General features: G+C 71.6%; 8 protein-coding genes. 1 reads left to right on the forward strand and 7 read right to left on the reverse strand.

The genetic code is table 11. From position 1 onward, the window contains the following. Positions 1-70 precede the first annotated feature (70 nt). From ACWEQL_RS09420 to ACWEQL_RS09440, 5 genes are all read right to left on the reverse strand, one after another. On the reverse strand, positions 71-724 hold the full coding sequence (locus tag ACWEQL_RS09420) for a hypothetical protein (RefSeq protein ID WP_452149602.1): 654 nt from the start codon (positions 722-724) through the stop codon (positions 71-73). Continuing rightward, entirely contained in the window at positions 721-2013 is a 1293-nt protein-coding gene (locus tag ACWEQL_RS09425) for an AAA family ATPase (RefSeq protein WP_452149603.1), read from the reverse strand. The genes ACWEQL_RS09420 and ACWEQL_RS09425 overlap by 4 nt, the downstream gene beginning before the upstream one ends. Next, positions 2010-7457, reverse strand: coding sequence for a hypothetical protein (locus ACWEQL_RS09430; RefSeq protein ID WP_452149604.1), 5448 nt, complete (start codon positions 7455-7457; stop codon positions 2010-2012). Before ACWEQL_RS09430 ends, ACWEQL_RS09425 begins: the two co-directional genes overlap by 4 nt. Continuing rightward, entirely contained in the window at positions 7457-10600 is a 3144-nt protein-coding gene (locus ACWEQL_RS09435) for an SNF2-related protein (protein ID WP_452149605.1), read from the reverse strand. Before ACWEQL_RS09435 ends, ACWEQL_RS09430 begins: the two co-directional genes overlap by 1 nt. Before the next feature lie 141 nt (positions 10601-10741). Continuing rightward, positions 10742-11863 carry a serine/threonine-protein kinase gene (locus tag ACWEQL_RS09440; protein ID WP_452149606.1) on the reverse strand — a complete coding sequence of 374 codons (1122 nt, stop codon included), beginning with the start codon at positions 11861-11863 and terminating at the stop codon, positions 10742-10744. A gap of 289 nt (positions 11864-12152) precedes the next feature. On the opposite strand from ACWEQL_RS09440, the gene ACWEQL_RS09445 reads away from it, so the two are divergent. Further along, positions 12153-15818 (forward strand): tetratricopeptide repeat protein, encoded by a 3666-nt coding sequence (locus ACWEQL_RS09445; protein WP_452149607.1) that lies wholly within the window; start codon positions 12153-12155, stop codon positions 15816-15818. A 33-nt stretch (positions 15819-15851) separates the two neighbouring features. On the opposite strand, the gene ACWEQL_RS09450 is transcribed toward ACWEQL_RS09445, so the two are convergent. Together ACWEQL_RS09450 and ACWEQL_RS09455 are read right to left on the reverse strand one after the other, a co-directional pair. After that, entirely contained in the window at positions 15852-17285 is a 1434-nt protein-coding gene (locus tag ACWEQL_RS09450) for a leucyl aminopeptidase (RefSeq protein ID WP_452149608.1), read from the reverse strand. Continuing rightward, positions 17282-19651 (reverse strand): hypothetical protein, encoded by a 2370-nt coding sequence (locus ACWEQL_RS09455; RefSeq protein WP_452149609.1) that lies wholly within the window; start codon positions 19649-19651, stop codon positions 17282-17284. Before ACWEQL_RS09455 ends, ACWEQL_RS09450 begins: the two co-directional genes overlap by 4 nt. Positions 19652-19673: the final 22 nt, after the last annotated feature.

Genomic DNA, 19673 nt, shown 5'->3' on the forward strand with positions numbered 1-19673 from the left:
GCCTTGTCGGTGCAGGCCGGAGCTGCACGGCCTGCACCGCTTTCAACTGGGTCGGGCCCCTGCGCGGGGCCTACCAGGTGCTCAGGTCGTCGAGGAAGTCGCGGTACGAGCGATTTCTTCCGGTTGCTCCCGAGGGGGCGTGGCCGAGTCGTACGGCAGCATGGACGACCAACTGGCTGTCGCTTTCCCGATAGCGCGGCGCGCCGAGTCGGCGCTGCAACTCTTCCTTCGGATTTCGAATCTGCGTGGTGTCCCGGTTTCGGAGCTGTTGGGGGACCTTCCAGGCTGTGTGAACCTCGGGGAACGCGTCGGGGAAGAGCAGCAACCAGCCTTCGGTTTCCCAGACTGCCAGGGCCAGGGCGAGCCGGGCGGGGCAGCGAATGTCGAACTCGGCCTGGAGCTTGGCGCGAACGGCGTCGTAGTGGTCGTTCGACACGTCGTCGAGGTCGAGGTGTACCGCGAGGCCGTACAGATCGGCCTTCTCCTTGGTTGCCACCGCATTGGCCTTCTGGACGATCTTCGTGACCCGGGACGAGAGGTTCGTCCCGGTGGCGTCCTTCAGGGCGACCGGGTCATTGATGGACGCGATCTTGCCGGTGAAGCTGCTCAGCTGGGCCCTGACGAGGTGAGTGATGGCCTCGCGGTCGTTCGAACTCTCGCCTGCCACAACGATGATCCGCGCTTTGCCGCCGCCACCCTTCGCCCCTTTTGACGGTTTGCTCACAGGCCGCCGCCCAGGGCGCCGGAGAACCACAGCTCGCCGAGCGGGAGTCCCTCGCTTGCCGCTCTGATCTCGCGGACCTCTTCTGCGCTCAGTGACGGGATGAGCGATGCGCCGTACCGGTCACGCTCGCAGACCACGAACTCTTCTGGTTCGAGCCGGTCGACCAGAGCTGGGGAGTGCGTCGTCACGATGAACTGGCTACGCTCGCTGGCCTCCCGTAGACGCTCCACCAGCAGTTCGAGTGCCTGCGGGTGCAAGCCGTGGTCCAGCTCCTCTACACAGGTTAGGGCCGGCGGCGTCGGGTCGTACAGCATGGCAAGCAGGCTCAGGAGACGAACCGTGCCGAAGGATGAGTCGGCAAGGAGGGTCGGCCGACGCAGTCCCCGCTCGACCAGCGCAACGGAAACATGTTCGGCCGCACCGCCGAACGTGACGAAAATGATGTCCTCCACACTGGGAAGCACTGTGCGAGCATCCTCGATCAGCCTCGCCCAGAGGGCTTCGTCCGTGGACAGCTGGGCCAGGAACAACGCCAGATTGCCCGCGTCGTCGGCCAGTTCGACCAGTCGGCTGCGCCTAGTGTGCCGGGTGGATCGAGGCCTGACCCACCGGTGGAGCTCTAGGTCTGCTTCTGGGCGGGCGAACCGGCTTGGGCGCCGGGCAGCAGCGACGTCCACGTCGAACACGCGGAAGGATGACAAGCCCCGGGCCATAGTGGATACCTCCTCGCCGCCCTCCGCAGGGGCCAGCCTTGGAAGCGTTGACAAACCACTGCTGAGCTTGCTGATGCCGAGGCTACGCTCTGCCGAGTCGTCCGGATCGCCAGCCCTGGCACCTGCCGGAGTGTCTGTGACCAGTGCCTCTTCACCCGAAACGGTGATTCGCCGCCCTCGCCCCTTCGTCCGCTTGAACCGGAACGACTCGCTGCGGGAGATTGTGAACCCCTCGACGGCCCGCTTGTCGCTCCGCCGGCGAATGGTCAGCTCGTACTCGTCGGGGGCGGCGACAGACGCGTGGGAGGTCCAACGTGCCTGCAAGCCGATTCGCATGGTCGTCGGCGGTCGATCGCCGCCCCAGAAAGCCAGTTCGTCGAATCCGCCCCGCGCGGCCAGGGCCGGGTCGAGGTCGGAATTGATGATGTCTGCCAGGAATCGGAACACCTGTAGGACGTTCGACTTACCGACCCCGTTCGGCCCGACCAGAACAGTGAGATCGCCGAGGGGCAGAGAGATCCGCTGAAGGCTGCGGAAGTTCTCCACGTCGAGTCGAAGGAGTCGGCGGTCTGTCATGGCCTGACCTTACTGTTGTCCGTGGCGGCGCGAGAAGCACCCGGCGCCTCCTGCCGCACCGGATCCCACTTGCCGCGGGCCACCTCCGCGTCCAGGCGGGCCTGGAAGACGGCGTGCGCCTCCCGCATCTCGCGCTCGCGGTCGGCCTTGTAGAACGGCGCGGTGTAGCCGTCGGGGACTGGCGTGGTGTCCGGGTTGGCCAAGTGCTTCTGCAGTTGCTCGAAGTGTTCCTTGGTCTGGCCATGGCCGAAGGTGTGGCGGTTGCCCGCGATCTTCCGGCCGTTGGCATCGAACCATGTGACGGCGTCGAAGTCCTGCGTGATGGGGAACCGGGCACGGTACATCGCTGCTAGCGCATCGGCACTGACGCCGAGCCATACGGCCACGAGTGCGTCGATCTCCACGAGCGCCGCCCGGCGAGCCTGTTCACCGCGAAGTGGGGTCTCGTATTGCCACTGTGGAGTGACCTCGTGCAGTGGCTGCAAGTTCGGCCAGTCGAGAGCCCACGGCTCGTAGCCTGGCCACCTTGAGTCGTACAGCTCAGCCCAAAGATCTGCATAGGCGGAAGTCAGGCAGTTCAGGCGCAAGGTGCGGAGGAGTAGCGCAGGGGCAAGGGGATTTCCTGAAACGGGCGCTGGCATAGAGCGTGCGCCAGAGCTTTGCAGGTCGCTTTTTCCGGTTGTGCGAATCAGGTAGTCGATGGGGATCGAGGACCAGAAGCCAGCCGTCAAACAAGTTCGCCGGGCATCGTACGCAGTCAGACTGTGAATGGCATGCACGTGGCTTGCTCCGGGTGGAATGATCGCGCTGTACAAGCTCCGCTCGCTATTGGGGGCGATCTGGCGACGCCATGCAAGTCGATAGAATTCCGTGTACGGCCTACGAGATTTCTCTCCAAGGAATACTCTAACTTCTTTGGCCGTGACAAGGTTGGGTGCGACTATCTTTTCCAGGGCCACGGCGGCTCGCGCCGCCTCAAATTCGGTGGGGTCGGCAAAAGGTCGATCACGTTCCGTGCAGTCAATCCAACGGTCTTGAGTGCTGCGGAATTTATCGTTATCGCAGGCGCGGATATACTCGGTTTCTGGTACGGCATCTATGGCGGCCTTTTCCAGATCGATACCAAGAACCTCGCCGTGTCCCTGGCTGGGTTGCTTTCCCAGGGGTGTAGCAACGCTGATCTGAGAGCCCTTGAGAATCACTTCGGACCATCGAGTAGGAAGTTGGGCTGAGTCATCCCGTGCGTCGATTTGGTTATACCTGATGAGGCCGGAGCTCTTTGCGGTTGCTTCATTGTAGCCGCTGGAAATCTGCGGCTCCAGCGTGGACAGTTTTACCGGATAGAGTGCGAGCGCAGAGATTGCAGCAGCTTCCGCTGTGCTTACGGGGGAGAGGAGGCGGGTCTGTGTGACTGGCTGATCCTCATTGCCCGTCAGCTGTTGCCAGCGTGCGAGGGTTGTCTCATTGACTCGGACAATCCGCCGAGGATCGGGCCGCTCGTCCCAAGTGCTGCCGAATCGTACGCCTGGTGCTGGCGTAGCAGGGCTGGGAAGGGCTGAAGCAGATGCCTGAAGAGTTGCGGCCGAGAACAACCACGAAAGATGGTCGAATCCGATTTTTCCGGGGCTTCCATAAATATGTACACCGAAGTGGCTGGCGCGCCCAATGGGCGGTGGAAAGAAGCGGTTTCCTGCGTTGACGAAATCAGCATGGACGCGTAGACGCTGGTAAGCCGCCTCTCGGAGAATTGCCTCTTTATCCCCGGCGAAGTGAGTATCTGGGTGGATGAGTCCTACGACGCCGCTCTGTGAGGCGTGCGACCAGGTCTGACACATGAATGCTCGGTACAGGTCCGGGCGAGTTCCCTCTAGGAAAGGATAAACTGCCCGGGACCCCAGGAACGCGACAGTGGCGCTGGTCGACGTTCTCTCCTGGAGGTAGAACGGGCGCGCGGCTGGCATCGAAAGGATGCTTGCCTTTCGCTGTGCCCACTCTTCCATCGATGCCTTTTCCGTCAGCTTGAACCACGGCTCGTGCTCCGCAAGCACAGCTGGCTCGTCCCAATCCGGCCGTACCCACGGCGGGTTGCCAACCTGGAGGTCGAAGCCGCCGTGGCGGGCGAAGATCGCACCGAAGTCCAGCTCCCAGTGCAGGAAGCCCTGTCGCTCCGCGATCCCCTGGGCGACGGTGAGCCAGGGATAGCGCTCCTCCAGCCTGGACACGGAGTCCATGCCCATGAAGCCGGGCAGGCTCTCCTCGTACGCCTCGATGCGGTCAAGTGAGTCGAAGTCGGAGACGAGCGTGCCCTCACGCTGGTCGTACGTGCCGAGAAGGGACTCGGCGAAGTCGAGCCAGTCCGCGAGGTCCGCCAGCGGGATGACCGATCGGCGGGTGGGGGCGGGGATGCGGCTTCGGGAGGTGCCGGGCGTCTTACGTGCGGGCGCCACAGGCGCCGCCTCGCTGAGCGCTGACAGCAGCGACTCCTGCTCGTTGCCCACGCTGAACAGGGATGCCTGTTCCGCGAGGAGCAGCCCCAGGTCGGGCTTCTCCTCGACCTTCGGCTCGACACCACCCACCTGCGGGAGCGCGGCGAGCGCGGCCTCCGCAAGCTCGTCGTCGTGCGCCGCGTACACCGCCGCGCTGCCGTCCAGCAGCCCGGCCTTCTCCACCGGCCAGAACCAGAGGGCGCACCACACGTCCATCATGGTCTTGAGCCGCCAGTATGGCGTGCCCTGCCGCCTGAACAGGTCCTCGTAGACCTTCTCCTTCGGCACCGCACCCTTCGGCCGGCGCAGGAAGGCGAATTCCGCCGGGTCCTCCCCATCCTGGGCCTCGGCGCCCCACACGTCTATCCGCCGGGAGATCTCCTTCTCCGAGATCACCATCCGCCGCACGACCAGTTCCCACAGGAACTCGGCCCGCCGGGCCACCGCCTGGAGGCGGGCCAGCTGCGACAGCTTCTGCCCGCGCGCCGCCTTCACCGTCGGCGGCTTGAGGATGCCCTTCTTCCACGCCCCGAGCTGCTTCTCCAGCTCCGGCGCCAGCGCCCGCGCCTCCTTCTCGCCCGCGACCGCCGCCCACCCGGGCGCCGGCAGCAGGAACTGGTGCACGGCGCCGTCCGGCAGTTCCTGCCGCGTCACGCCGTCCTCCGCCAGGAACGGCAGCGGCGTCGGGGCGAGCGCGCCCTTGGCCTTCAGCCAGAGCTTCTCCTTCGCCCCGACGTCCTCCCCGCTGAACACCGCCCGGCGGCCCCCGATCAGCGAGTTGCCGCGCCGCAGGTGCAGGCCGAACCACGGGGCCTGCATGCCGGGGTGCATGGTGTTGAGCCAGAGCGACACCTCGGCCAGCTCCACACCCGTGGCGTTGAGGTCCACCCCGTACGCGTTGTGCAGGGCGATGTACGCCTTGGCCTTCTGCTCCTCCTCCAGCGCCCGGCTGGTGGGGATCGTGACGCCCAACTCGTCCTGGCGGCGGCGCAGGTACTCCTTCGCCACCTGGTTGATCGCCTCGTTGAGGAACGCCCCGGAGCCGAGCGCCGGCTCGCAGATCCGGTACGTCAGCAGCTCGGACGCCCGTGTGGGGACGGTCTCCCCGTTCTCGTCCTTCTGCTGGTCGAGCCGGTGCTTGAGCGTGAGCTCGACGGTGACCTTGGTCAGCGACTCCGGCGTGTAGTACGACGCCGAGGTCTGCCGCTCCCTTCCCGCGAGCCGGTAGACGAACGACCCCGCCGGGTACGACTTCCGCCCGCGCAGGCCCTTCCGGTTGTCCCGCTCGTCGTACTCGACGAAGACCTCGTCGGGGTACTCGCCCTGGCGGGAGGCCGGGATCATCCAGGAGCCGTCCTTGGGGTCGCCGCCCTTGGCGACCTCCCGCAGCTCCTGGTCGGCGATGAACCCGGTGTACGACATCAGGCCCTCGTACACCGCGCCGAGCTGGTTGATGCCCAGGTTGCGGTAGGAGATGAAGCCGCCGCGCTCACCGCGCCGCGCGTTCTTCATGGTCAGTAGCCGCAGCACCTCGTGCAGGGCCGCGTTGCGCAGCCGCAGGTCCAGCCAGGCCGGGAAGTCGTCGTCCGCGCGCGGGTCCAGGGAGCCACGGCCGATCAGCGTGACCGAGGAGTCCTCGAACAGCGTGCTGTGCAAGGGCTCGAAGCGCAGTCCACGATCCTCGCTGCGGCGGGCGGCCTTGGCCTTCCGGGTCTCCTCGTCGTCGGTCGGGAGGTCGTCGTCCGGCTCGCTGCCGTACCGGCGGTGGCCGCGGTTGACCTTGTGGAACAGCACGTCCAGCGACTCGTACAGATGGAACCCGTTCCGCGCCGCAGGTTCGACCAACTCCTCGTCCCGGGCGACGAGTTCGCGCAGCCGGGCCATCGAGTAGCCGGCCTCGTAGCTGCCGTCGTCGGCGGGCAGGATGCCCAGCTCCGGGCGGGCCTCGGCGTACAGCAGGAAGAGGATCCGGTAGAGGTAGCGCAGGGTCTGGACGGTGAGGCGCTTGGCGAACGGGGTGCGGCCGTCCTCCAGGTCGGCGGGGGTGAGGCCGTTGTCGGCGAGGCGGTCCAGCACCTCCTGGGCGATGATCTCCACCGACCGCTGGAGCCCGCTGCGCAGTTCGCCGCTGACGCCGACCGCGTTGGTGGCGGAGGCCTTGAGCAGGGTGTCGAGCAGCGGGTCGGCGCCGTTGTCGCCGGGGCGCAGCATCTCCTGGCCGAACAGCGCCGCCAGCATGGCGAGTTCGCCGGTCTGCCGGCGGTCGTTGCGCTCCAGCGCGGAGTCCAGGTTGACGACCAGGTACCGGCCCTCGCCCCAGCTGTTGCGGTCGGCGAGGACGAGCACGCCGCCGATCAGCAGCAGCACGAAGCGCGGCGGGTTGCCCTCGGGCCCGCCGATCTTGCCCGCGAAGAGCCAGGAGGCGAGCGCGGCACCGTCCGTGTAGTGCTCGGCCGAGCCGGCGCGCAGCGGCCACAGCAGCCGGCCGGGGCCGGCCGGGTCGAGGGCCGCGTCGTTCTCCGCCGCCCAGCCGCAGTCCAGGGCGACGACGCCGTGCCCGTGGTAGGCGACCTGGACGGTGTGGTCCTTGCCCGCCCGGTGGACGGTCAGCTCGGTCGGGCCCCCGTCGTCGTACCCGAGGGCGCGCAGCACCTCCTGGTGCCACTCGGCGATCCGCTTCGTCCAGTCGATGTTGCCGTAGGTGCGGCGTACGTACGCGTCCTCGGCGTCCGCGCGGTCGGCCTCGGCGAAGAACGGGCGCAGCTCGTCGCTGAAGTACGCGGCACGCAGGGTCCGGACCCGCTCGCGGGCGGTGGTGCGCGGGTCGTGCTCGTCGCCCTCGCGCAGGGTCCAGGTGTCGAAGACGTGCTTCTTCAGGTCGGCCGGGAGCTGCTCGGCGAAGTAGTGCGCCGCGAAGTACTCGCCGCGGTTGCCGAAGGAGTCGTGGACGGTGCTCATCAGTACGAGGTCTCCAGGTGCGAGGTCCCGGCCGAGGGGGTGGCGGCGTCGGTGGGATCCAGGACGGCGAGCAGGCGCAGCATCGGCGGGCCGGACGTCTCCAGTGACTTGACCAGGTCGAAGCGGCGGCTCGCGGTCAGGGCGGCCTGCTGCTTACCGGCGCTGCCGCCGGTGAACAGGGCCTCCTGCTTCCAGTGGGTCAGCCGCTTGCGGTAGGGGGCGAGGGTGGCGTCGACCTGCTGCCGGTAGGCGTCCTCCCGCGACCGCAGGTAGCGGGTCGCGGCGCCGATCGCGTCCGGGACCAGCTCCTGGAGGCCCGGTAGGTCGCGCGGCGTCGACCGGCCCGGCATGCTCGGGCCGACCCCGGCCCGGGTGAGGAAGTCGTTGTCCAGCGGCTCCACCAGCGGCTCACCGGGCAGGCCGCTGACGGCCATCCACTCGACCACGGTGGGCCGGCCGAGGGCGTTGGAGTAGATCCCCTGGACGAGGAAGACCGGGGCGGGGACGGCGGCGGCGAGCACCGGTGCCTGGTGGCGGCCGACCTCGACCAGCACCTTGTCGGTGAGCCAGTCCATCACCGGGTGGATGTCCGTGAGGTAGGAGACGTTGGGCCACAGGGACTCGGAGGAGTCGCGGGCGACGTCGAGGCGCCGCCCCGCCAGCTCCTTGGAGAAGGTGACCCGCAGTCGCCCGGGCTCGTCGCGGCGGGGGAGGATCCGCTGCTCGTCCAGGTAGGACTTCGGGAGCGCGCGGAAGCGGTAGGCGAGGTCGCGCGGCGGCTCGAAGGCGATGGTGCCGTCCGGGTCGCGGCGCAGCGCCAGCTCGTCCTCCGGGTTGGTGCGGCAGATCTGCCGCAGCGCCGTCTCGAAGTAGGCGGCGCTGTCGGGGAACAGCCGCAGGACCTGGGCGCGCGGCACCTCGCGGCGGGTGGGGGCGGCGCCGACCTGGGCCAGCAGCCCGGCGAGCATGCCGCCGCCGGCCTGGCGGGACGCCTTGATCGACTGCTCGACGGTGCGCCCGGCGATGAGGTCCTTGGTGAGGCGGTTCTCCTCCTCCTGGGCCCGGTAGAGCCCGGTGGCGGCCTCGGCCGAACCGTCGATCTTGTGGGCCTCCTCCTCGCGTCGCAGCAGCTTCTCGCCCACCAGCCGGTCGTCCAGGGTGCGCGGCTCGCCGGTGACCGGGTCGGTGCGCCACGGCAGGTCGCTGGTCAGCACCAGCGCGCGGAACTGCGGCGAGCGCTTCTGCCCGTACCGGTCGATGCGGCCGTTGCGCTGCTCGATCCGGATCAGCGACCAGGGCAGGTCGTAGTGGATCAGCAGGTGGCACTGCTGGTGGAGGTTGACGCCCTCGGAGGCGACGTCACCGGTGAACAGCAGCCGGACGGGGTCGTCCCGCAGACCGAAGCTCTCGATGATCCTCATCTGCTCCTGGTCGCTGGTCGCCTCGCCGTGCATCACCTGCACCGCGTGCGTGCCGCCGCGGCCGTGGCCGTACGCGAGCCAGGGCTTGCGGTCGTCCGGGCTCGGCCCCTTGGTGAAGCCGAGTGCCGCCGGGACCGCCTCGGCCAGCCACTTCAGGGTAGGGATGCGCTCGGAGAAGACCACCACCCGGACGTCCGAGCCGGGGCCGACTCCCAGCGCGCGCAACTCGGTGACCAGCGCCCGGAGCTTCGCCGAGTCGTCGTCGCCGATCCGGCGGGCCAGTCGCTCCAGCTCGGTCAGGGCCGCGAGTTCGGCCGCGGTCTCCTCGGCGGTACGGGCGCGGCGCCCGGTCTTGGCGATGTTCTGCCCGGAGTCCGTCGCGGCCGTCGGGGCCGGGGTCTTGGCCGCGGTCAGGGTCTTCTTGCGGGTGGTGACGGTCTGGAGCAGGGCGTGGTGGGAGGAGAGGAACGACTTGAGCAGGTTGTACGCGTCCAGCTGGTTGAAGGCCGCCGACCCCTCCGCCCCCTCGCGCGGGATCCAGCGCGCGGCCAGCTCCTCGAAGACGGCGAGCTCGGCCTCGCCCGCGGCCGCGGGCACCGGGACGGACGGGCCGCGGTCCGCCCAGGAGCCCCTGAGCGAGTCGCGGACCTCGGGGGTGGTCTTGGTCCGGCGGATGTAGAGGTGCTCCAGGTCGGACACCTCGTAGCGGTCGGGGTCGACGATCGCCGCCGGGTCCAGCAGCTTGATCAGTTCGGCGAAGGAGCGGGCGTCACCGTTGTGCGGGGTCGCCGACGCCAGGATCAGCGCGTCGGTCCGCCGGGCGAGCAACCGGGCGAGGGCGTTGGTGTCCGTGCCCCGGTTGACCAGGCGGTGCGACTCGTCGATGACGACGGCGTCCCATTCCGTCCTGTCGAGGTGGTGGGCGTACTGCCCGTCCCGCTTCAGGGTGTCCACCGAGACGATCACGCGCTTGAAGTAGGCGAAGGGGTTGCGGCCCGACGGGATCTCCTGCTGGATCCGCTGGATGCCGGTCGAGTCCAGCCGGACCAGCGGGATCGCGAAACGCGTCCACAGCTCGCGCTGGAACTGCTCCAGCACGTGCTGCGGCGTGACCACCAGGATGCGCTCGCCCCGGCCGCGGCGGATCAGCTCCGCCAGGACCAGGCCGATCTCCAGAGTCTTGCCGAGGCCCACCACGTCCGCGATCAGCAGGCGCGGCTGCGGGTTGGCCATCGACAGGGCCAGCTCGGCGGGGCGCAGCTGGTGCGCCTGAGCGTCCATCAGGAAGTTGTCGGCGAGCCCGAGGCCGTGCTCGGTCTGCGGGAGGAAGGACTTGCGGACCAGCGCCTCCAGGTAGAGGCGGGCGCGGCGGTGGTTGGGGGAGTCGTCCGCGACCAGGGTTGTTTCTCGCGGGTCGAGGATCCGGATGTCGTCCAGCCGGCTGTAGAAGACCGCCTCGGTGCCGCGGACGAAGGAGGAGACGCCGGTGACCTCGACCATCCAGTAGTCGTTGGTCGTCCAGGTCGATTTGCGGACCAGCCACTGCTCGTCGCGCACCACGACCTGCGCGCCGGGCGGGAACGCCGGCCTGGAGGCCCGGTCACGGTCCGCGCCCTCGGGCGTCGGGTCCGGTTTCCAGGGCGTCGTCCAGTCGGTGGTCCCCGGTTCGGTCGCCGCCGATCCGGTCGCCGCCGTACCGCCGGACTCCGCGTCGACCGTCACGCCGCACTCCCACTCACTTGCACTCGCCATTGCCGTGTACCACCGCACCCGCCACGCCCGGGGGCGCTGACGGTGTCACCGTGCCATCCAACCAGGCCCGGGGCCCTGACCGGGACCGTTCGCGCAGTCGTCCCCAGGTCGCTAGAGCGCGGCCTTCGAGGCGTACGCCCGCCGGAGCTCCTCCGCGACCCGCTGCGAGGCCGGCACGCGGGGCCGGGGAGGCTTCGCCGCTGCCGCCGGTCGGTCCGGTGCCGCGGCCTCCGGCTCCTCGGTCGCCTCGGGCTCGTCGGCGGCCTCCGCCGGGGACGCCGGGGCCTGCGCGGCCTCCGGGGAGACCGCGGAGACCTCCTGGAGGCGGTCCTCCACCTCCACGGTGAGCCGGTCGGCGCCCGCGGACCCGCTGCCCGTACGGGCGATCAGTGCCTGCCGGGCCGCGGAGACGGTGACGCCGAGCTCCGCCATCACGGCTCGACACCCGTCCGCGACCTGCTCGATGGTCGGCCGGTCCTCGGGGGCGTGCGCGAACACGGCCGACAGCAGCGGCAGCAGGGACTCCGGCACACCGCTCAGATCGGGCGCCTGGTCCGGATTGGCCACCTGGGCGACGATCGCCTCCCACCGGGTGCCGTCGTAGGGGTAGTGGCCGGCCGCGGCGTACAGCAGGACGGTGCCCAGGGCGTAGACGTCGGCTGCCGCCGTGACGTGCGGCCGTCCCGCCGCCTGCTCCGGCGGCATGCAGCGCACCGTTCCCACGATCATGCCGCTGTGCGAGAGGGACTCGTGCGTCGCATCGGTGAAGGCGGCCAGCCCGAAGTCGATGATCACCGGACCGTAGTCGCTCATGATGACGTTCTGCGGCTTCATGTCGCGGTGCAGCAGCTCGACGGCGTGCACCGCCCCGAGCCCCTCCGCGAGCAGCGCCCCGAGGCTCGCGACCTGGACGACGGGCAGCGGACCGCGGGCGTCGACCTCCTCCAGGAGCGTGCGGCCCGGCACGTAGTCCATGGCCATCCACGGACGGTCCGCGTACGGGTCGGCGTCCAGGAAACGCGCCACCCGGCCCGTCCCCACGACCTTCCGCGCGAACTCGGCCTCCCGCTCGAACCGCGCCCGGGTCACCGGGTCCAACCGGTCCGCACGGATCAGCTTCACCGCCACCGGGTCGCCCGCGGGCGAGAACGCCAGGAAGACCTCCCCCATCCCGCCGGAGCCCAGCGTGCGTGCCACCGTGTACCGGCCGATCCGCTCGGGCAACCCCGGCATCCGCACCCACCCTCTCGCGCTCCACCGGCGTCTCCACCGCCACGGACGCCGTCGGCCAGATTAGTGGCACCGGGGCACCTGTTGTGCACGGAGGGTGCGAATGCCCCCGGGTCGTGACGGACGTACGGCGCGGGTCGGTCGCGCGGACCCGTGACGGGTATCCGGAAACGGCAGTTGTGCGGGGTACGGGAGGGCCATGCTGGGGTTGCCGCGGGCGGGGTCGCCCGGCGGTGCGGGGCAGGGGGCCGAGGGTGAGGACGGTGGGGGAGATGCGCGGGGACGGCACGTGGTGAGCGGGAAGGGTGATCCGGCGGGCGGGCGGGTGACGCAGAACGCGGTGGCCTCGGGGTTCGCGCGGGTGTTCCAGGCGGCCGGCGACCTCGTGGTGTACGAGGGTTCGGAGCCGTACCGGCTCGCCCGCTGGCCGCTCACCACGGCCGCCGCCGGGCCGGCCGTGGCGGACGTCGGGCGGCAGCAGCCCAGCGCGCTGCTGCGGGCGGGGAACGCGGCGGTGGACTTCGTGGGCCGTACCGCCGAGCGGGACCGGCTGGAGCGGTGGCGCGACGGTACGGACGCCATGGGGGTCCGTCTGCTGCACGGCCCGGGCGGGCAGGGCAAGACCAGGCTGGCGATGCGGGTGGCCGAGGAGTGGCGGGCGCGGGGCTGGGTGGTGCTGGGGGCCTTCCACCGCCGGGAGCGCCAGGCACCGGAGGCGTTCGAGGTGCCCGCCGACCTGGAACGCTCGGCGGGCGTGCTCGTGGTGGTCGACTACGCCGAGCGCTGGGAGACCGCCGATCTGCTGACACTGCTGGGCGACACCCACGTCGGTGCGGGCCGGGGCATCCGGGTACGGGTGCTGCTGCTGTCCCGGCCGGCCGGGGCCTGGTGGTTCGGCCTCGCCCACCGGATCCAGGAGGACCTGGGCCTGGCCGCCGACCGCGACGAACTCCTGTCGCTGGAGACGGATCCGGGGGTGAGCCGGGCGTCGCTGTTCACCGCCGCCCGGGACCGCTTCGCCGAACTCCTGGGCGTGTCCGGGGCGGAGACGGTCGGGCCCGCACGCGAGCTCGACTCCCGCGACGACTACCGGCTCGTGCTGACCGTCCACATGGCGGCGCTGGCGGCCGTGCTCGGCGTGGAGGACGAGGGGACGGCGCCCGGCGACCCGGTGGAGGTGTCGGCCTTCCTGCTGGCCCGCGAGCGCCGCTTCTGGCAGGCCCTCCACCACCGTGCCGAGGAGCCCGTCACCGCGACCCCCGACGCGATGGCGCAGCTCGTCTACACCGCCACCCTCACCGGCCCGCTGCGCCACCGCGACGGGACGGACGCCGTCGCGTGCATCGGCGTGGAGAGCCCGCAGGCGCCCGGGCAACTGCTCAAGGACCACGCGCGTTGCTACCCCGCCGAGGTGCCCGGCGGCGCGGCGTCCGGACCGGCCCGTCCGCTGGGGTCGGGGGCGGCGACGGTGCTGGAGCCGCTCTACCCGGACCGGCTCGGCGAGGACTTCCTGGCCCTGCTCACGCCCGGCCACGCGTACGACCACCCCTTCGACCCGTGGACGGACGAGGCCCCGACCCGGCTGCTCGGCTTCGGCACTCGCCCGGAGCCTGCGGCCGAGGAAGGCGGGCCGGTGTGGACCCGGCACGCCCTCGCCACCCTCATCGAGGCCGCCGAGCGGTGGGAACACCTGGCCGTGGACCAGCTCTACCCGCTGCTGCGCGCCCGCCCCGAGCTGGCGCTCCGGGCGGGCGGCGCGGCCCTGGTGGCCCTCGCCGCCCATCCCTGGGTGGATCCGGAGCTTCTGGAGGCCATCGACGACGTGCTCCCGGACCATCACGTCGAACTGGACCCCGCCACAGCGGCCATCGCCACCCGGCTGACCGGCCACCGGCTGGCGGCGAACGACGACCCCGCCTGGCACGCCCGTGTCCACGGCCATCTCGCCGTCCGCCTGGCCAACGCCGGCCAGTTCGACGGAGCCCTGGCCGCGAGCGAGGAGGGATTGCGAAACTGGCGGGAGCCGGCTGCCGGTGGTGGGGACGAGCAGCGGGTGACCTTCACCAGGGCCCTGAACAACCATGCGTCGTGGCTCATGCAGGCGGGACGCCGCGACGAGGCCCTGGCCGTGTCCGAGGAGGCCATGGAGGCCTGTCGCGATCTGGTCCGAGGGGATCATGACGCCCATCTTCCCGAGCTCGTCCGCGCGTTGAGCAACCACGCGGTATGGCTGGCGGCGGTGGGCCGGTTCGCCGAGGCTCTGGAGCTGTCCGAGGCCGCCCTGGAGCCCCGGCGGCAGCTCGCCGCCCGGGACCGCGAACGCCATCTGCCGCACCTGGCCATCGCGGTGGCCAATCACGCGACGTGGCTGACGGAGGAGAAGCGGTACCCGGAGGCTCTGATCTGCTCGCAGGAGGCCGTCGACCTGACCCAGGAGCTCGCGGGCCAGCGCCGCGAGAAGTTCCTGCCGGAGCTCGTCATGGCGGTCGGCAACCACGCCCTGCTGATGGCGGAGACCGGCCGGTCGGCCGAGGCCCTGAGCCTGTCCGGTCAGGCCGTCGAACTGCACCGCGAGCTGACGGCCCTCAACCGCGAGGCCTACCTGTCGGGACTCGCGACCGCCGTGGGGAACCACGTGGCGCTGCTGAGCGGCGCCGGGCGGCCCGGCGAAGCCCTGGCGTACTCCGCGGAAGAGCTGGAACTCCTGCGGGAGTCGGCGGAGCTCGACCGCGGTGCCCATCTGCCCCGCCTGGCCGAGGCACTGGAGGATCACGCGAGACGGTTGGGGCGGGCCGGCCGACAGCCGGAGGCGGTACCCGTGCACGCGGAGGCCCTGGCCCTGCGCCGGGAGCTGGTCGGCCGGGACCGCGAGGTGCATTTGCCGGAGCTGGCCGTCACGGCGAAGTGGTACGCGTTGCTGCTGGGTATGGTCGGCCGTCCGGATGAGGCGCTGCCCCGCTCGGAGGAGGCCGTCGCGGCCTTCCGGGAGCTGGCGCGTCGCGACCGTGACACCCATCTGCCCGGCCTCGTCGGTGCGTTGGGCGACTACGTGCGGCTGCTCGCGGCCACCGACCGGGACGCCGCGGCCCTGGCGTACTCGCGGCAGGTCCTGGACCTGTCCCGGGAGCTGGCCGACCGGGACCCGGACACCCACCTGCCCGGCTTCGCCGCGGCGGCGAACGGTCACGTCCTGCGACTGGTCGAGGCGGGACGACGCGCCGAGGCCCTGCCGTACTCGCAGGAGGCGGTCGATGCGTGCGAGGAGCTCATCACCCGTGACCAGGAGACCCATCTGCCCCTCCTCGCGGAGGTGTTGGTCCGGCACGGGCTGCTGGTGGCCGAGTCGGCGAGCCCGGCCGATGCGCTGGCGCCTTCGAAGCGGGCCGTGGCGGCGTTCGCGGAGCTCGTCGACCATGACGCGGACACCTATCTGCCCGATCTCGCCCGCGCTGCGGGCAACCACGCGGTGCTGCTGGCCAAGGTCGGGCAGCATGCGGACGCGCTGCAGCTCTCCGAGCAGGCGCTCTCCCTCTTCGCGGAGCTGGCGGACCGCGACGCCGTGATCTACCTGCCGGATCTCGCCGGGGCGGCGACCAACCACGCGGTGCGCCTCACCCAGTCCGGGCAGCCGGTCAAGGCGGTCGGGATGGCCCAAACGGCCGTACGGCTGCGCCGGCAACTGCTGGCGGCGGACCCGGTGGCCCACCTGCCCGGGCTCGTCCAGAGCCTCACCGGGCTGGGCGACATCCTGGTCCACTACGAGCGGTACGGCGAGGCGGTGGCCCCGCTCGTACAGGCCCTCACGGGTGCGATGGAGCTGCCCGCCGGGCAGCGGGACATCGCCGCCTCGATCGTCTCGCTGTTGCGTGACGCCTACGCAGCCGACCCGGGCGCGGTGGCCGAGCGGTTCCGGGCGGTGGCCGGGCGGGAGATGCCGGGGTGGCTGAGGTCGCGGTGAGGACAGCGGGCTGAACGCAGGGCCGGCCGGCGGTCAGGAGTCGTAGGACGTCAGCAGTTCGATCAGGGTGCGGACGCCGAAGCCGGTGGCGCCGGCGGTCCATTCGCCGTCGTCGGTGTCGGCAAGGGCGGTGCCCTGGATGTCCAGGTGGGCCCAGGGAGTGCCGGGCGGGACGAACTCGCGCAGGAAGAGGCCGGCCAGGAGCGCGGTGCCGTGGCGGGTGCCGAGGGTGTAGTTGACCAGGTCGGCGACGCGGGAGCGCAGTTGGGGGCGGTAGGCCTCGGGCAGGGGGAGCGGCCAGAGCGGTTCGCCGGCCCGGTCACCGGCCGTCCGCAGCCGGGTGAGCAGGTCGTCGTCGGTGCCCATCAGGGCGGCGATCCGGCGGCCGAGGGCGATGGCGGCGGCGTCGGTGAGGGTGGCGAGGTCGATGATGGCGTCCGGGTCGCTCTCGCCCGCCAGGACGAGGGCGTCGGCCATGATCAGCCGGCCCTCGGCGTCGCCGTGGCAGATCTCCACGGTGGTGCCGCCGCGCACGGTGAGCACGTCGCCGACCCGGATCGGGTCCGCGTTGGGCATGTTCTCGGTCAGCGGCAGCCAGGCGTCGACCGCGACCCGGCAGCCGAGCGCGCCGAGGGCGGACATCGCGCCGAGGACGGCGGCCGCGCCCGCCATGTCCGCCTTCATGCCGGCCATGTGGGCGTTGGCCTTGAGGGAGAGCCCGCCGGCGTCGAAGGTGACGCCCTTGCCGACCAGCGCGATGCGGCGGGTCCAACCGGCCGGGCGGTGGCGGAGCAGGACCAGCCGGGGCGGCACCAGCGAGCCGCGGGCGACTCCGAGCAGGCCGCCCAGCCGTTCGGCGGCGATCCGGGTGCCGTCCCAGGTCTCGCACTCCAGGCCGGTCATGGCGGCCACCTCGGCGGCACGTTCGGCGAGGACGGGCGGGGTGAGCGCCTCGCCGGGCTCGTTGACGAGGTCCCGGGCGAGCAGGACGGCCTCGGCCACCCGGCGGGCCCGTTCCAGGGCGTGGCGGGCGGCCGGGGTGTCCGGGGTGAGGAGGTCGATCCGCTGGTCGGGCGCCGGGGCCGGCCGGCTCCGGTAGCGGGTGAAGCGGTAGCCGCCGAGCAGGTAGCCCTCGACCAGCGGCCCGATGACCGCTTGGTGGTCGTCGTCCGGCGGGTGGACGGCGAGCGTGCGGTATCCGGTGACGGCCCGGGCGAGGGCGGCCGCCGCGGTGCGGACGGCGTCGCGGTCCTCGGGGCCGTCCGCGGGCGGCCGGGGGCCGACGCCGAGCAGCACGGTGACCGGTGTGCCGGGCAGTTGGAGCACCTGGCCGACCCGGCCGTCGAAGCCGGTGCCGGCGAGGAACGCGGGCGACAACCCAGCCGGCGGCTCGCCCTCCCGGACCGGCCGGACCACGGCCTCCACGTCCGTGCCCGGCTCCGCCCGTACCGACCAGGAGACGGTCACCGGGCCGGCTCCCGGGCGGCGCGGCGGGCCTCGCCCCAGGCCTCCAGCCCGGCCAGGTAGTCGCGGGCGAGTTCGGCCATGCAGTGCCCGTCCCCGTCCCCGTTCCCCTGCCCCGCCCCGCCGACGGCGGCCCAGCCGCGGGCGGCCGAGACCGCGTACGGGTCGAGCCGCAGCGCCTGGAGGTAGCAGTCCTCGGCGAGGACGGGCTCCCCGGCCCGCCGGAGGCATTCGGCGGCGGACGCGTAGCCGAGGGCCGTGGAGACCGGGCCGAGCCGGGCGGTGCGCAGGAAGCCGTCGGCGGCCTCCCGGGGCAGTCCGCGTCGCAGCAGGCTCTCGGCCGTCTCGATGTGGGTCTTGGGCTCGTACGGGTCGAGGGCGAGCGCCTCGGCGACCAGCGCGTCGGCCCGCTCGTCCTCGTCGAAGGCGTAGCACTCCTTGGAGCGGCTCTCCACGCAGGCCCGCAGGTTCTCCCGCTTGAGGAACTCCTCGTACGGCGTCGCGGCGGGCACGGCCCGGGCCAGCTCCTCGGCGCGGTCCATGTCGCGGGCCAGCCACGCGCGGTCGCGGCGCATGAAGGGCACGAAACTGACGCTGCGGTAGAAGCGGCTCTCCATCATCATCTTCTCGAACGGGCTGTACGCCTCGTCGGCCAGCAGTTCCTCCAGCGCGCGGGCGCCGGTCTCCCGCCAGCGTTCGGCCTCCTCGACCGAGCGGGTCTCGCGGGCGTGGAAGACCACCGCGAACACCGCGATGACGAACCGCAGGTGCGCCGGGCAGGCCGGGTGCCCGGCGACGGCGAAGGAGGTCTCGGGGGTGGCCACCCGGGTGCCGACGGCGGCGACGTAGCGGACCAGGTCGCGCCAGTGGTGCAGCCGCAGTTCGGCGGGGGTGCGCAGCTCCTCGACGGGGACGGCCGGGATCAGCTCCAGGACCAGCTTGGAGAAGCCGATCCGGTGGAGCACCACCGCGACCCGGTGCCGTTGTTCGGTGTCGAGGGTGTCGAACTCCTCGACCCAGGAGCACAGTCGCTCCCAGCGCGGGGTGCGCAGGTGTGCGGGCAGCTCGGCGGGGTGGGAGACGGCGAACTCGGTCAGCCCGGACTCGCGGATCAGGTTGCCCCGGAAGGCCGGTGGCATCAGCCGCTGGAAGTTGACCTCGGGCCGCTCGCCGCGCTCGGCGAACTCGTGGGCCAGGCCGGGCAGTCCGGCGTACAGGCCGGGCGATTCGGAGTCGCCCAGGTTGAAGTACGAGGCGTACATCCGGTAGTGCCAGTTGTTGGCGTACGGGCGCTGCGGCTCGCGGGTGGCGGCGCGCTCGACCAGCTCGGCGAGCGGGTGGTCGCCGTCCCGGCGGCAGGCGGCCACCAGGGCGTCGCGGGTGGCGCGGGCGCGCGGCGCGGCCCGGAAGGCCCGTTCCTCCAGCACCCGGGCGAACTCGGTGTGCCCGAGGTGGCGGGCGCGGGCGGCGGCCCGCAGCAGGGCGAAGGCGGTGCCGTACGGGCCGAGCCGGGCGGCGTGGAGGTAGCCGGCGAGCGCGGCCCCGTGGTCGCCGGCGCGTTCACGGGCCTGGGCGGCCTGCATCCGGATCTTCACGTCGAACGGGTCCAGGGCCAGCCCCTCGGCGACGGCGGCCCGTTCGGCCTCGGTGTCGCCGAGCCGGACGGCGATCTCCAGGTGCCGGTCCAGCAGCCGCCGGCGGGTCTCCAGCAGCAGGAGGGCCTCGTCCTCGTCGGGCGCGGTGAGCGCGTCGACGGCGGCCCGGGCGTCGGCGAGCAGGGCGCGGGCGCCGGTGAAGTCCTCGTGCCGTTCGGCGTGCATCACCTCGCGCAGCACGAGCCGGGTGGTGAGCACGGTGTGCTCGAAGGCGGTGAGCTCGCCGGTGAGGGCCTTGAGCAGGTCGCGTGCCCGGGCGAGGAAGAGCGGGACGGCGGAGTCGTCGCCGGCGTGCCGGGCGAGCAGGTAGCCCCAGCCGGCCACCGCCTGGACGTGGGCGACCGTCGGGACGGGGTGCTCCACCAGCGGCCGGTAGGCGGCGGTGGTGCGCTCGGAGAGACCCTCGGAGGCGAACAGCGCGACCGCGCGGGCGGCCTGAAGCCCGGCCGTCACGGGGTCCTGGCAGGCGGCCGGGTCGAGGTCGGCGGGGGCGACCTCCAGAACGGCGGCGGGCAGGCAGCTCGCGACCAGCCAGTGGGCGAGCCCGGCCCGGTCGACCGGGTCGAGCCCGGGGTGGTGGCGGTAGGCCTCGGCCATCCGGCGCCAGGCGGGGGAGGCCAGCTCCTCGGGCAGGTCGGTGGGTTCGGCGGCGCGGTAGGCGGTGAGCCGGGACTCCTCCACCAGCAGCCGGCGATAACTTGCAGGCATGGTCATGCCAAAACGTAATGCGCCGGGA

It is taken from the genome of Kitasatospora sp. NPDC004240, from assembly GCF_053603215.1.